11 protein-coding genes, 4 tRNA genes and 2 rRNA genes (1 of these 17 cut by a window edge) are annotated in these 12,348 nt (G+C 54.9%); all 17 read right to left on the reverse strand.

Translation table 11 applies throughout. The features are described 5' to 3' along the window. Window position 1 precedes the first annotated feature (1 nt). Entirely contained in the window at window positions 2-4,075 is a 4,074-nt protein-coding gene (gene rpoB, locus ACS4NR_RS18645) for a DNA-directed RNA polymerase subunit beta (RefSeq protein WP_027614262.1), read from the reverse strand. Between the two features lie 221 nt (window positions 4,076-4,296). Beyond that, on the reverse strand, window positions 4,297-4,662 hold the full coding sequence (gene rplL / locus ACS4NR_RS18650; RefSeq protein ID WP_007962228.1) for a 50S ribosomal protein L7/L12: 366 nt from the start codon (window positions 4,660-4,662) through the stop codon (window positions 4,297-4,299). 74 nt (window positions 4,663-4,736) lie between these two features. Then, window positions 4,737-5,237, reverse strand: coding sequence for a 50S ribosomal protein L10 (rplJ, locus tag ACS4NR_RS18655; protein WP_003228752.1), 501 nt, complete (start codon window positions 5,235-5,237; stop codon window positions 4,737-4,739). A 198-nt stretch (window positions 5,238-5,435) separates the two neighbouring features. Then, window positions 5,436-6,131 carry a 50S ribosomal protein L1 gene (gene rplA, locus ACS4NR_RS18660; RefSeq protein ID WP_003228754.1) on the reverse strand — a complete coding sequence of 232 codons (696 nt, stop codon included), beginning with the start codon at window positions 6,129-6,131 and terminating at the stop codon, window positions 5,436-5,438. Further along, window positions 6,131-6,562, reverse strand: coding sequence for a 50S ribosomal protein L11 (rplK, locus tag ACS4NR_RS18665; RefSeq protein WP_003228756.1), 432 nt, complete (start codon window positions 6,560-6,562; stop codon window positions 6,131-6,133). Before rplK ends, rplA begins: the two co-directional genes overlap by 1 nt. 117 nt (window positions 6,563-6,679) lie before the next feature. Beyond that, complete coding sequence (nusG, locus tag ACS4NR_RS18670; RefSeq protein WP_025113545.1) at window positions 6,680-7,213, reverse strand: transcription termination/antitermination protein NusG; 534 nt, start codon at window positions 7,211-7,213, stop codon at window positions 6,680-6,682. 9 nt (window positions 7,214-7,222) lie between these two features. Next, on the reverse strand, window positions 7,223-7,591 hold the full coding sequence (secE, locus tag ACS4NR_RS18675) for a preprotein translocase subunit SecE (protein WP_095140135.1): 369 nt from the start codon (window positions 7,589-7,591) through the stop codon (window positions 7,223-7,225). A 45-nt stretch (window positions 7,592-7,636) separates the two neighbouring features. Beyond that, window positions 7,637-7,712, reverse strand: a tRNA-Trp gene (locus tag ACS4NR_RS18680). Between the two features lie 53 nt (window positions 7,713-7,765). After that, on the reverse strand, window positions 7,766-8,959 hold the full coding sequence (tuf, locus tag ACS4NR_RS18685; protein ID WP_024014521.1) for an elongation factor Tu: 1,194 nt from the start codon (window positions 8,957-8,959) through the stop codon (window positions 7,766-7,768). A gap of 84 nt (window positions 8,960-9,043) precedes the next feature. Then, window positions 9,044-9,119, reverse strand: a tRNA-Thr gene (locus tag ACS4NR_RS18690). 26 nt (window positions 9,120-9,145) lie between these two features. Then, window positions 9,146-9,219, reverse strand: a tRNA-Gly gene (locus tag ACS4NR_RS18695). Between the two features lie 24 nt (window positions 9,220-9,243). Further along, window positions 9,244-9,328 (reverse strand) — tRNA-Tyr (locus ACS4NR_RS18700). A gap of 142 nt (window positions 9,329-9,470) precedes the next feature. Further along, window positions 9,471-9,908, reverse strand: coding sequence for a hypothetical protein (locus ACS4NR_RS18705; RefSeq protein ID WP_095140148.1), 438 nt, complete (start codon window positions 9,906-9,908; stop codon window positions 9,471-9,473). A gap of 7 nt (window positions 9,909-9,915) precedes the next feature. After that, window positions 9,916-10,665, reverse strand: a complete 750-nt coding sequence (locus tag ACS4NR_RS18710) for a pantothenate kinase (protein WP_115987912.1) — start codon at window positions 10,663-10,665, stop codon at window positions 9,916-9,918. Continuing rightward, on the reverse strand, window positions 10,655-11,608 hold the full coding sequence (gene birA / locus ACS4NR_RS18715; protein ID WP_456018036.1) for a bifunctional biotin--[acetyl-CoA-carboxylase] ligase/biotin operon repressor BirA: 954 nt from the start codon (window positions 11,606-11,608) through the stop codon (window positions 10,655-10,657). Before birA ends, ACS4NR_RS18710 begins: the two co-directional genes overlap by 11 nt. A gap of 132 nt (window positions 11,609-11,740) precedes the next feature. Beyond that, window positions 11,741-11,856 (reverse strand): 5S ribosomal RNA (gene rrf / locus ACS4NR_RS18720). 153 nt (window positions 11,857-12,009) lie between these two features. Continuing rightward, window positions 12,010-12,348, reverse strand: a 23S ribosomal RNA gene (locus ACS4NR_RS18725) (it continues 2,553 nt past the right edge of the window).

Below are 12,348 nucleotides of genomic sequence, written 5' to 3' on the forward strand. Positions count from 1 at the left end.
GTTATTCGGTTTCCAGATCGATATCGATGCCGAGGGAACGAATTTCCTTGATCAACACGTTGAAGGACTCGGGCATGCCCGGCTCCATACGGTGATCGCCATCCACGATGTTTTTGTACATCTTGGTACGGCCGTTCACATCGTCCGACTTCACTGTGAGCATTTCTTGCAGAGTGTAAGCGGCACCGTATGCTTCCAGTGCCCAGACCTCCATCTCCCCGAAACGCTGACCACCGAACTGTGCCTTACCACCCAGCGGCTGCTGGGTAACCAGGCTGTACGAACCGGTAGAACGCGCGTGCATCTTGTCGTCTACCAAGTGGTTCAGCTTCAGCATGTACATGTAGCCAACGGTAACTGGACGCTCGAACTTGTTGCCGGTACGGCCGTCAGTCAGCTGCATCTGGCCGCTTTCCGGCAGGTCTGCCAGTTTCAGCATGGCCTTGATTTCGCTTTCCTTGGCGCCGTCGAACACTGGAGTGGCCATTGGAACGCCGCCACGCAGGTTTTTCGCCAGATCCAGGATTTCCTGATCGGAGAAGCTGTCCAGATCTTCGTTACGACCGCCGATCTGGTTGTAGATCTCGTCCAGGAAGGTACGCAGTTCAGCGACTTTACGCTGCTCTTCGACCATCCGGTTGATCTTCTCGCCCAGACCTTTGGCCGCGAGGCCCAGGTGGGTTTCAAGGATCTGACCAACGTTCATACGCGAAGGTACGCCCAACGGGTTGAGGACGACGTCGACCGGGGTGCCATTGGCATCGTGCGGCATGTCTTCAACCGGCATGATCACGGAGACCACACCTTTGTTACCGTGACGACCGGCCATCTTGTCGCCCGGCTGAATGCGACGACGGATTGCCAGGTAAACCTTGACGATTTTCAGCACGCCTGGAGCCAGGTCATCGCCCTGCTGCAGTTTGCGCTTCTTGTCTTCGAACTTGTCGTCCAGCAGACGGCGGCGATCAACGATGTAGGCCTGAGCCTTCTCGAGCTGCTCGTTCAGAGCATCTTCAGCCATGCGCAGTTTGAACCACTGACCATGCTCAAGACCGTCGAGAACTTCGTCGGTGATGTCCTGACCTTTCTTCAGACCGGCGCCGCCTTCAGCCTTGTGGCCTACCAGAGCGGAGCGCAGACGTTCGAAGGTCGCGCCTTCAACGATACGGAACTCTTCGTTCAGATCCTTGCGGATCTCGTCCAGCTGGGACTTCTCGATCGACAGAGCACGAGCATCACGCTCAACGCCGTCGCGGGTGAAGACCTGTACGTCGATGACAGTACCTTTGGTGCCGGTTGGCACGCGCAGGGAGGTGTCTTTAACGTCGCTGGCTTTTTCACCGAAGATCGCACGCAGCAGTTTTTCTTCCGGAGTCAGTTGGGTCTCGCCTTTCGGAGTGACCTTGCCCACCAGGATGTCGCCAGCGCCTACTTCAGCACCTACGTAAACGATACCGGCTTCGTCCAGCTTGTTCAGTGCAGCTTCACCCACGTTCGGGATGTCCGCAGTGATTTCCTCTGGGCCAAGCTTGGTGTCACGGGCCACACAGGTCAGTTCCTGAATGTGGATCGTGGTGAAGCGGTCTTCCTGAACCACACGCTCGGACAGGCAGATGGAGTCTTCGAAGTTGAAGCCGTTCCATGCCATGAACGCGATGCGCATGTTCTGACCCAGTGCCAGTTCACCCATGTCGGTGGACGGGCCGTCGGCCATGATGTCGCTACGCTGAACACGATCACCCTTGCTCACCAACGGACGCTGGTTGATGCAGGTGTTCTGGTTCGAGCGGGTGTATTTGGTCAGGTTGTAGATGTCGACACCAGCTTCACCGGTTTCAACTTCGTCATCAGCAACACGAACCACGATACGGCTGGCATCAACGGAGTCGATCACGCCGCCACGACGAGCCACGACGCAAACGCCGGAGTCGCGAGCCACGTTACGCTCCATGCCCGTACCTACCAGCGGCTTGTCAGCGCGCAGGGTTGGTACAGCTTGACGCTGCATGTTCGAACCCATCAACGCACGGTTGGCGTCGTCGTGCTCGAGGAACGGAATCAGCGACGCTGCAACCGAAACTACCTGCTTCGGCGAAACGTCCATCAGGGTGACGTCTTCCGGCGCCTTGACGGTGAATTCGTTCAGGTGACGTACGGCTACCAGTTCGTCGATCAGGACTTTCTGCTCGTTCATGGTCGCCGAAGCCTGCGCGATCACGTGATCGGCCTCTTCAATGGCGGACAGGAACACGATCTCGTCGGTGACCACACCTTCTTTCACCACACGGTACGGGCTTTCCAGGAAGCCATACTGGTTGGTGCGGGCGTAAGCAGCCAGGGAGTTGATCAGACCGATGTTCGGACCTTCCGGCGTTTCAATCGGGCAGACACGACCGTAGTGAGTCGGGTGTACGTCACGGACTTCAAAGCCTGCGCGCTCACGAGTCAGACCGCCAGGGCCGAGTGCAGAGACACGACGCTTGTGGGTGATCTCGGACAGCGGGTTGTTCTGGTCCATGAACTGCGAGAGCTGGCTGGAACCGAAGAACTCTTTCACCGCCGCCGCCACTGGCTTGGCGTTGATCAGGTCTTGCGGCATCAGGCCTTCGCTTTCAGCCATCGACAGACGCTCTTTGACCGCACGCTCGACACGTACCAGGCCAACGCGGAACTGGTTTTCAGCCATTTCGCCCACGCAGCGAACACGACGGTTACCCAAGTGGTCGATGTCATCGACGATGCCTTTACCGTTACGGATGTCGACCAGAGTCTTCAGTACCGCGACGATATCTTCCTTGCACAGCACGCCCGAACCTTCGATCTCGGTACGACCGATACGACGGTTGAACTTCATCCGGCCGACCGCAGACAGGTCATAGCGCTCAGGGCTGAAGAACAGGTTGTTGAACAGGGTCTCGGCAGCGTCTTTGGTCGGCGGCTCGCCTGGACGCATCATGCGATAGATCTCGACCAGCGCTTCCAATTGGTTGCTGGTGGAGTCGATCTTCAGCGTGTCGGAGATGAACGGACCACAGTCGATGTCGTTGGTGTACAGAGTTTCGATGCGAACAACGCCGGCCTTGGCGATTTTCGCCAGGACTTCGGTCGACAGCTCGGTGTTGCACTCTGCCAGGATTTCGCCGGTAGCCGGATGCACGATGACCTTGGCGGTGGTGCGACCCAGGACGTAGTCCAGAGGCACGTCCAGCTCTTTGATCCCGGCTTTTTCCAGCTGGTTGATGTGGCGGGCAGTGATACGACGGCCCTGCTCGACAATCACCTTGCCTTTATCGTCCTGAATATCGAGGACAGCTACTTCACCGCGCAGACGCTGAGGCACCAGTTCCAGGCTCAGGCCTTCGCCTTTAACGTGGAATACGTTGGTGGTGTAGAAAGCGTCCAGCACTTCTTCGGTGGTGTAGCCGAGTGCGCGCAGCAGTACCGAGGCCGGCAGTTTGCGACGACGGTCGATACGCACGAATACGCAGTCTTTCGGGTCGAACTCGAAGTCCAACCACGAACCGCGGTAAGGGATGATGCGCGCGGAGTACAGCAGTTTACCGGAACTGTGCGTCTTACCGCGGTCGTGGTCGAAGAACACGCCCGGGGAACGGTGCAGCTGGGAAACGATAACACGCTCGGTACCGTTGATTACGAAGGTACCGTTCTCAGTCATCAATGGGATTTCGCCCATGTAGACTTCTTGCTCTTTGATGTCCTTGATCGCTTTGTTCGACGATTCTTTGTCGAAAATGATCAGGCGCACTTTTACCCGCAAAGGTACGGCGAAAGTTACACCGCGCAATACGCATTCTTTGACATCAAATGCCGGCTCGCCCAGGCGATAACCGACGTACTCCAGCGCAGCATTGCCGGAGTAGCTGATGATCGGGAAAACGGATTTGAAGGCCGCATGCAGGCCCACGTCGCGGAACTGATCTTTAGTCGCTCCCGCTTGCAAGAATTCACGATACGAATCCAGCTGGATGGCCAGGAGGTACGGCACATCCATGACGTCCGGCAACTTGCTAAAGTCCTTGCGGATACGTTTTTTCTCAGTATATGAGTAAGCCATCAGCGTTCCCCAGCTTGGTCACCTGCTTGTTTGGCCCCTCCCGACGGGAGCAGCCAGAAAATCGTGCAAACCCCATGGTTTGCGCCACCGCATCGGGTGGTTACAGCGCCTTTATCAGCACCGACCCAGTCGGCTGCCAATAACGGAAAAAGGCCGGTGGCAAGAGCCACCAGCCATCAGCCTGTCGCTTGACGCTCGGGCTGGAGGAGCAAAGTCGATACTTATTTCAGCTCGACTTTAGCGCCTGCTTCTTCCAGCTTCTTCTTAGCGTCTTCAGCAGCTTCTTTCGAAACGCCTTCAGCTACAACCTGAGGAGCGCCGTCTACTTTCTCTTTGGCTTCTTTCAGGCCCAGACCGGTCAGTTCACGAACTGCCTTGATCACGTTAACCTTCTTCTCGCCAGCTTCCAGCAGAACAACGTTGAACTCGGTTTGCTCTTCAACAGCAGCAGCAGCTACAGCTGGGCCAGCCGAAGCGGCAGCAGCGGTAACACCGAAGGTTTCTTCCATCGCTTTGATCAGCTCAACGATTTCCACTACGGATTTCTGGCCGATTGCTTCGATGATTTGTTCGTTAGTCAGAGACATGACTCAATTCCTGAATTGGGGGACGGCCTACGCGACCATCGAAATAAACAAAAAACGCGAGAAGTTGACGAGCCTTAGGCTGCGGCAGCTTCTTTCTGGTCGCGAATTGCCGCCAGAGTACGAGCCAATTTGCTGGTAGCGCCTTGAATCACGCTCATCAGCTGAGAAATTGCTTCGTCACGGGTCGGCAGAGTTGCCAGTACGTCGATCTGATTAGCTGCGAGGAACTTGCCCTCGAACGCAGCTGCCTTGATCTCGAACTTGTCCTGACCCTTGGCAAACTCTTTGAAGATACGGGCAGCAGCGCCCGGATGTTCGTTCGAGAATGCAATCAGGGTCGGGCCGGTGAACACGTCGTTGAGGACACTGTATTCAGTGTCAGCAACTGCGCGCTTGAGCAGGGTGTTACGTACAACACGTACGTAAACGCCAGCTTCACGAGCCTCTTTACGGAGTCCGGTCATTGCGCCTACTGTTACGCCACGGGCATCAACCACGACAGCGGACAGAGCGACTTTGGCAGCCTCGTTGACTTCAGCGACGATGGCCTTCTTGTCTTCGAGATTAATTGCCACGGGTTTAACTCCTGCTTGTTACCGTTTCACTCGGTCGAAACCGAATGTCGTTTTGGTGTCTGATTCGGTAAGGAACCGGGAGCACCATCTGCGTAGGCTTGTGGTTTAAGGCTTGCGCCGCCTACGGTCTTGGATAGCCCCCGCCAGGCAGGGACCCCAATCTTTCAATTGGCGCGAATAATCGCGCCAACCTTTGTCTTACGCGTCCAGCGAGCTCTGGTCGATAACCAGACCTGGGCCCATAGTGGTGCTCAGGGTAACGCGCTTGACGTAGATACCTTTCGAAGAAGCTGGCTTGATACGCTTCAGATCAGCGATCAGAGCTTCAACGTTTTCCTTCAGCTTGACGGCATCGAAACCGATCTTGCCAACGGAAGTGTGAATGATGCCGTTTTTGTCGGTGCGATAACGGACCTGACCAGCCTTGGCGTTTTTAACCGCGGTAGCTACGTCTGGAGTTACGGTGCCGACTTTCGGGTTAGGCATCAGGCCACGTGGACCGAGGATCTGACCCAGTTGACCTACAACGCGCATGGCATCCGGGGATGCGATCACTACGTCATAGTTCAGGTCGCCGCCTTTCATTTCGGCAGCCAGGTCGTCCATACCTACACGGTCAGCGCCGGCAGCCAGAGCGGCCTCAGCAGCTGGACCCTGGGTGAACACAGCAACGCGAACGGTCTTGCCAGTGCCGTGTGGCAGCACAGTGGCGCTACGAACAACCTGGTCGGATTTACGCGGGTCTACACCCAGGTTTACAGCAACGTCGAACGACTCGCTGAACTTGACAGTCGACAGCTCAGCCAGCAGAGCAGCAGCATCTACAATGTTGTAGGCCTTGCCTGCTTCGATTTTGCCGGCGATAGCCTTTTGACGCTTGGTCAGCTTAGCCATTACACACCCTCCACGTTAAGGCCCATGCTACGAGCAGAACCGGCGATAGTACGCACGGCTGCATCCATATCAGCTGCAGTCAGATCCGCGTTTTTGGTTTTCGCGATTTCTTCCAGCTGAGCACGGGTAACAGTGCCAACCTTAACGGTGTTCGGACGAGCGGAACCGCTGGTCAGACCGGCCGCCTTCTTCAGCAGAACCGAAGCAGGGGTGGATTTGGTTTCGAAAGTGAAGCTACGGTCGCTGTAGACAGTGATGATCACTGGAGTCGGCAGACCTGCTTCAAGACCCTGAGTACGGGCGTTGAAAGCCTTGCAGAACTCCATGATGTTCACGCCGTGCTGACCCAGAGCAGGACCAACAGGTGGGCTTGGGTTAGCCTGAGCGGCCTTCACTTGCAGCTTGATGTAAGCGGTAATCTTCTTGGCCATGAGGCACTCCAATTACGGGTTCGAACGCCTCGAAAGGCTCCCCGGTTACTTGCGCGTTTATCCCAGTGACGACAAAACCCCACAGCCTAGGGCTGCGGGGTTGGGATGCTTGTTCAGTTAGACCTTTTCGACCTGACTGAACTCCAACTCTACCGGGGTAGAGCGTCCGAAAATAAGCACTGCCACCTGGACACGGCTCTTTTCGTAGTTAACTTCTTCGACAGTGCCGTTAAAATCAGCGAATGGACCGTCAGTAACACGAACCACCTCACCCGGCTCAAACAGAGTCTTCGGCTTCGGCTTGTCGCTACCATCAGCCACTCGACGCAGAATGGCTTCCGCCTCTTTGTCGGTGATTGGAGCAGGCTTGTCGGCGGTACCGCCAATGAAGCCCATCACCCGAGGAGTATCCTTGACCAAGTGCCAAGTACCCTCGTTCATATCCATCTGTACCAGCACATAGCCTGGGAAGAACTTACGTTCGCTTTTGCGCTTCTGGCCATTACGCATTTCAACCACTTCTTCAGTGGGAACCAGAATTTCGCCGAAGCCATCTTCCATGCCTGCCAGCTTTACGCGCTCAATCAGCGAGCGCATGACATGCTTCTCGTAACCCGAGTAAGCATGCACAACGTACCAACGCTTAGCCACGGGACACCCTTAGCCGACAATCAAGGAAACAAGCCAGCCGAGCAGGGAATCAACACCCCACAACAGCAACGCCATAACGATAACCACAGCAACAACAATCAACGTTGTTTGCGTGGTTTCCTGGCGAGTTGGCCATACGACTTTACGAATCTCGGTGCGAGCTTCCTTAACCAGTACAAAGAACGACTTGCCCTTTGCAGTCTGCAGGCCTACAAAGGCAGCTACAGCAGCAATTACGAGCAAAGCGAGTACACGGTACAGGATCGGCGAAGCAGCGTAATACTGATTGCCAACAACGCCGACAATCACCAAAGCGGCTACCACAAGCCACTTGAGCAGATCGAAGCGAGAGCCTTGAGCTTCAGCCTTAGGAGTCATCTATGAAGATCCTGTGAAAAGAAAGCCAGACACACCGAGTGAATCTGGCAGGTCAGGAGGGAATCGAACCCCCAACCTACGGTTTTGGAGACCGTCGCTCTGCCAATTGAGCTACTGACCTAAAACAAAATCAGGCCGACCATTATGCCGGCCCGAAAAATACATTACAACCGCTTATTCGATGATTTTGGCTACGACGCCAGCGCCGACGGTACGACCGCCTTCACGGATAGCGAAACGCAGACCGTCTTCCATCGCGATGGTTTTGATCAGGGTAACAGTCATCTGAATGTTGTCACCTGGCATTACCATTTCAACGCCTTCTGGCAGCTCGCAGTTACCAGTCACGTCAGTAGTACGGAAGTAGAACTGTGGACGGTAGCCTTTGAAGAACGGAGTGTGACGACCGCCTTCTTCCTTGCTCAGAACGTAAACTTCTGCGGTGAACTTGGTGTGCGGCTTAACCGAACCTGGCTTAACCAGAACCTGACCACGCTCAACGTCGTCACGCTTGGTACCACGCAGCAGAACGCCGCAGTTCTCGCCAGCACGACCTTCGTCGAGCAGCTTGCGGAACATCTCAACACCGGTGCAGGTGGTGGTGGTGGTGTCACGCAGACCAACGATTTCCAGTGCATCTTGAACGCGAACGATACCGCGCTCGATACGACCAGTCACAACAGTACCGCGACCCGAGATCGAGAATACGTCTTCGATTGGCATCAGGAATGGCTTGTCGATCATACGAACTGGCTCTGGGATGTAGGTATCCAGAGTTTCAACCAGTTTACGAACGGCAGTGGTGCCCATTTCGTTGTCGTCTTTGCCTTCCAGCGCCATACGAGCCGAACCGATGATGATCGGAGTGTCGTCGCCCGGGAAGTCATAGGTGGACAGCAGGTCGCGAACTTCCATCTCAACCAGTTCCAGCAGCTCAGCGTCGTCTACCAGGTCAGCCTTGTTCAGGAAAACCACGATGTACGGAACGCCTACCTGACGGGACAGCAGGATGTGCTCACGGGTTTGTGGCATCGGACCATCAGCGGCCGAGCAAACCAGGATCGCGCCATCCATCTGGGCAGCACCGGTGATCATGTTCTTCACGTAGTCAGCGTGACCTGGGCAGTCAACGTGAGCGTAGTGACGAATAGTCGAGTTGTACTCAACGTGAGCGGTGTTGATGGTGATACCGCGAGCTTTTTCTTCTGGAGCGCTGTCGATCTTGTCGAATTCAACTACGGCCGAACCGAAAACTTCGGAGCAGACGCGAGTCAGAGCAGCGGTCAGAGTGGTTTTACCGTGGTCAACGTGACCAATGGTCCCTACGTTGACGTGGGGCAGGGAACGATCAAATTTTTCCTTAGCCATCGATAACACCCTCAACAGAAGAATTAGACGAACGATATCTACCATTAAAACAAAGGCAGATATTTTCATATCTGCCTTGTTATATGGAGCTCTTGAGCGGATTTGAACCGCTGACCTCACCCTTACCAAGGGTGTGCTCTACCAACTGAGCTACAAGAGCGAAACACTTTGCACAACCTGCAAACTTGGAGCGGGTAGCGGGAATCGAACCCGCATCATCAGCTTGGAAGGCTGAGGTTCTACCACTAAACTATACCCGCGGAGCTTGCAGCTCACGCTAAAAATGGTGGAGGGGGAAGGATTCGAACCTTCGAAGTCGTAGACGTCAGATTTACAGTCTGATCCCTTTGGCCGCTCGGGAACCCCTCCTAAGCGAGCCGGCATTCTATACTATGCCGACCTTCTGTCAAGCATTTTCTCATTAAAAACCTGAGGTTAGCTGCGTTGACACCGCTCCACTTTGACAACCTGTTTAGGTGTTCGCTGTGGAGCGGGCGCCATTCTATGCAAACTATTCCAGCGGTGCAACCCCCTCACACAGCATTATTTTATGTTTTAACTCATTGAATTCCTTGGAAAGGTTCTGCAACTGCACATCCCCCAATAAACGCTGGCTCTCGGGCGCAATGCGCAACCAATAACCAGGTTCGGGAAGATCCTTTTGTGTTGCCTGAACCTTCACACTCATTGCCGCTAGACGCATCTGTAGCTCGGAAATGCTGCTTTCTTGAGGCAAACCACCCAAAAACAGACACTCCTGTCCGGCACGGCGCGCGCCCTGCCCTCCTCCAGAGTCACCAGTCGCCTCACTCAATAAGCGAATATCTTGCTGGGCCCCGCGGTACATACTGAGGGGCGTGACATCTTTTGCACGCAAAGGCGCTTCCTGCTGATGCCAGACGTAATAGAAAACATTGAGAACAACGAGCAGCAGGAACAACCAACGCATACAAACCTCAAGTCAAAGGACACGCCATCGCCAACCCTACAAATACCAGGTCAGGGACGACCCGTGCATCGGGCACGACGTCCGCCACCAATCCAGCATCGCCACCGGTAATAAAGACAGCAAAGCGCTCCCCCCAATAGGATCGAGCCATTTCCATCTGGGTCAGAACGAAACCTCTCAACATTAAAGAGCACCCTCGCTCCACCGCCTCGACTGTACTGCGCCCCGGAGCATGGCTCGTCAGCGCTTTTTCGGCAGCCAAATCCCCATAACGGATTTTCCGGGTATGTGTACGTAACTGGTTACGCATCAAGGGCATCCCTGGGCAAATGAATCCTCCAAGGTGCTCTCCTTCGGCATTAATAAAATCGGCCGTCACAGCAGTGCCGAAATCCAGAATCAGGCAGGCGCCTGCAGCCAAATGAAAACCACCAAGCATCGCCAACCAGCGATCCAGCCCCAAGCGTTCATAGTCGTCATAGCCATTCCTGACGCCAGACATTTCACTGGCCGATTTGGCGCACACGACCGAGACGCCGAACGTCTGCTCGAGAATTCGGGTGAGCGCAGCAGTTTCTTCGCTTGTTCTTACGCTGACCAACCGACATTTACGCAACGACAGGCTGTCAAATGCGCACAAGCTATCCACCAGAGCCTGATCCGAGTCGACAACACCTTCAGCGAAAAGACCGCCAGCAGCCGTATTCAATACACGCCACTTGATAAAGCTATTCCCACAGTCGAGCTCAAGAATCATCACGCAACCTCAGGCTGAGCTCACCACCACTAAATACCCTTTCCACACCGTCCACCTTCAAGCGCAGCGCACCCTGGCTATCAATGCCAAGCACTACGCCTTCTATATGACTAACGCCCGCAACCAAAGAAACCGGGCGACCTTGCCACATGTGATCCTTTTCCCACTCCTCCTGGAACGCAGAGAATCCATGGACCTGATGACGTTGGATGTAGCCCCGCAGTTGCTCGCTCAGCTCAGCCACCAAGATGTTGCGATCGCAGTTTTTGCCCGTCTCGAGCCGAATCGACGTCCATTGCTGGTCAACTTCCTCAGCAACCTGCATGTTCACATTAATGCCTATACCAAGCACCACATGGCAAACATCTGCCGGATCCCCTACTAACTCAAGAAGGATACCGGCGATTTTCTTGTTTCCGACTAGCACATCGTTGGGCCACTTCAATCCAGCGCTCGACAATCCCTGCTTTCGCAGGGCATGCATAACCGCCAAACCAACCACTAGACTCAAGCCCTCAAGCTGGCGCATGCCACCCTCGATGCGCAAGACCAGGCTGTAATACAGATTTTCAGCGAAAGGGCTTACCCACTTGCGCCCCCGGCGACCGCGACCGGAAATCTGTCGCTCCGCCAATACCAGAAACGGCGCTGCTCGACCTTGACCGATCGCGCGCAGCGCCTCTGCATTGGTGGAATCAATGGAATCAAAGACTGACATCGGCCAAACCGGCGTCAAGGCACCAATCTTGAGGGGGTCGAGCAGCGTCAAGGGCGCGGCCAGTTGATAGCCTCTGCCCCGGACTTTGTTAATGGATAATCCGAGTTCAGCCTCAAGATGCTGAAGCTGTTTCCACACCGCACTTCGACTGATTCCCAGGGCAACCCCCAGAGCCTCGCCGGAATGGAATCGACCATCCTTTAATAGATTCAACAACGTCAGCATGCAGGTCTCGCCTCACAATGAGGCCCGAATAATAGCCATGAGGCGGGCGATTGCATAGAAATCAAGCACACCACTTTCTTGCGGGCAAAACAAAACCCCAACTGCTTTCGCAATTGGGGTTTCGGAATTTAATCTTGACGATGACCTACTCTCACATGGGGAAACCCCACACTACCATCGGCGATGCATCGTTTCACTTCTGAGTTCGGGATGGGATCAGGTGGTTCCAACGCTCTATGGTCGTCAAGAAATTCGGGTACTGACTCGTGGCACGTTGGCCTCGCTTCAGCAAATCGGGTATGTGATACAGGTGTTTGTGAGCATCGCGAACTTTCGGTTCATTGCGTCTTCACACACCGCAATCTGGTCTCTTTCGAGCATTCAGATTGCTTGGGTGTTATATGGTCAAGCCTCACGGGCAATTAGTATTGGTTAGCTCAACGCCTCACAGCGCTTACACACCCAACCTATCAACGTCGTAGTCTTCGACGGCCCTTCAGGGAACTCAAGGTTCCAGTGAGATCTCATCTTGAGGCAAGTTTCCCGCTTAGATGCTTTCAGCGGTTATCTTTCCCGAACATAGCTACCCGGCAATGCCACTGGCGTGACAACCGGAACACCAGAGGTTCGTCCACTCCGGTCCTCTCGTACTAGGAGCAGCCCCTCTCAAATCTCAAACGTCCACGGCAGATAGGGACCGAACTGTCTCACGACGTTCTAAACCCAGCTCGCGTACCACT

Source organism: Pseudomonas sp. JQ36 (genome assembly GCF_053851495.1).

Coding starts and splice junctions, on each gene's coding strand:
- secE (WP_095140135.1), bottom strand. CDS start 7,591: ATGACTCCTAAGGCTGAAGCTCAAGGCTCTCGCTTCGATCTGCTCAAG.
- birA (WP_456018036.1), bottom strand. CDS start 11,608: ATGCTGACGTTGTTGAATCTATTAAAGGATGGTCGATTCCATTCCGGC.
- rpoB (WP_027614262.1), bottom strand. CDS start 4,075: ATGGCTTACTCATATACTGAGAAAAAACGTATCCGCAAGGACTTTAGC.
- ACS4NR_RS18710 (WP_115987912.1), bottom strand. CDS start 10,665: ATGATTCTTGAGCTCGACTGTGGGAATAGCTTTATCAAGTGGCGTGTA.
- ACS4NR_RS18705 (WP_095140148.1), bottom strand. CDS start 9,908: ATGCGTTGGTTGTTCCTGCTGCTCGTTGTTCTCAATGTTTTCTATTAC.
- rplL (WP_007962228.1), bottom strand. CDS start 4,662: ATGTCTCTGACTAACGAACAAATCATCGAAGCAATCGGCCAGAAATCC.
- rplK (WP_003228756.1), bottom strand. CDS start 6,562: ATGGCCAAGAAGATTACCGCTTACATCAAGCTGCAAGTGAAGGCCGCT.
- rplA (WP_003228754.1), bottom strand. CDS start 6,131: ATGGCTAAGCTGACCAAGCGTCAAAAGGCTATCGCCGGCAAAATCGAA.
- tuf (WP_024014521.1), bottom strand. CDS start 8,959: ATGGCTAAGGAAAAATTTGATCGTTCCCTGCCCCACGTCAACGTAGGG.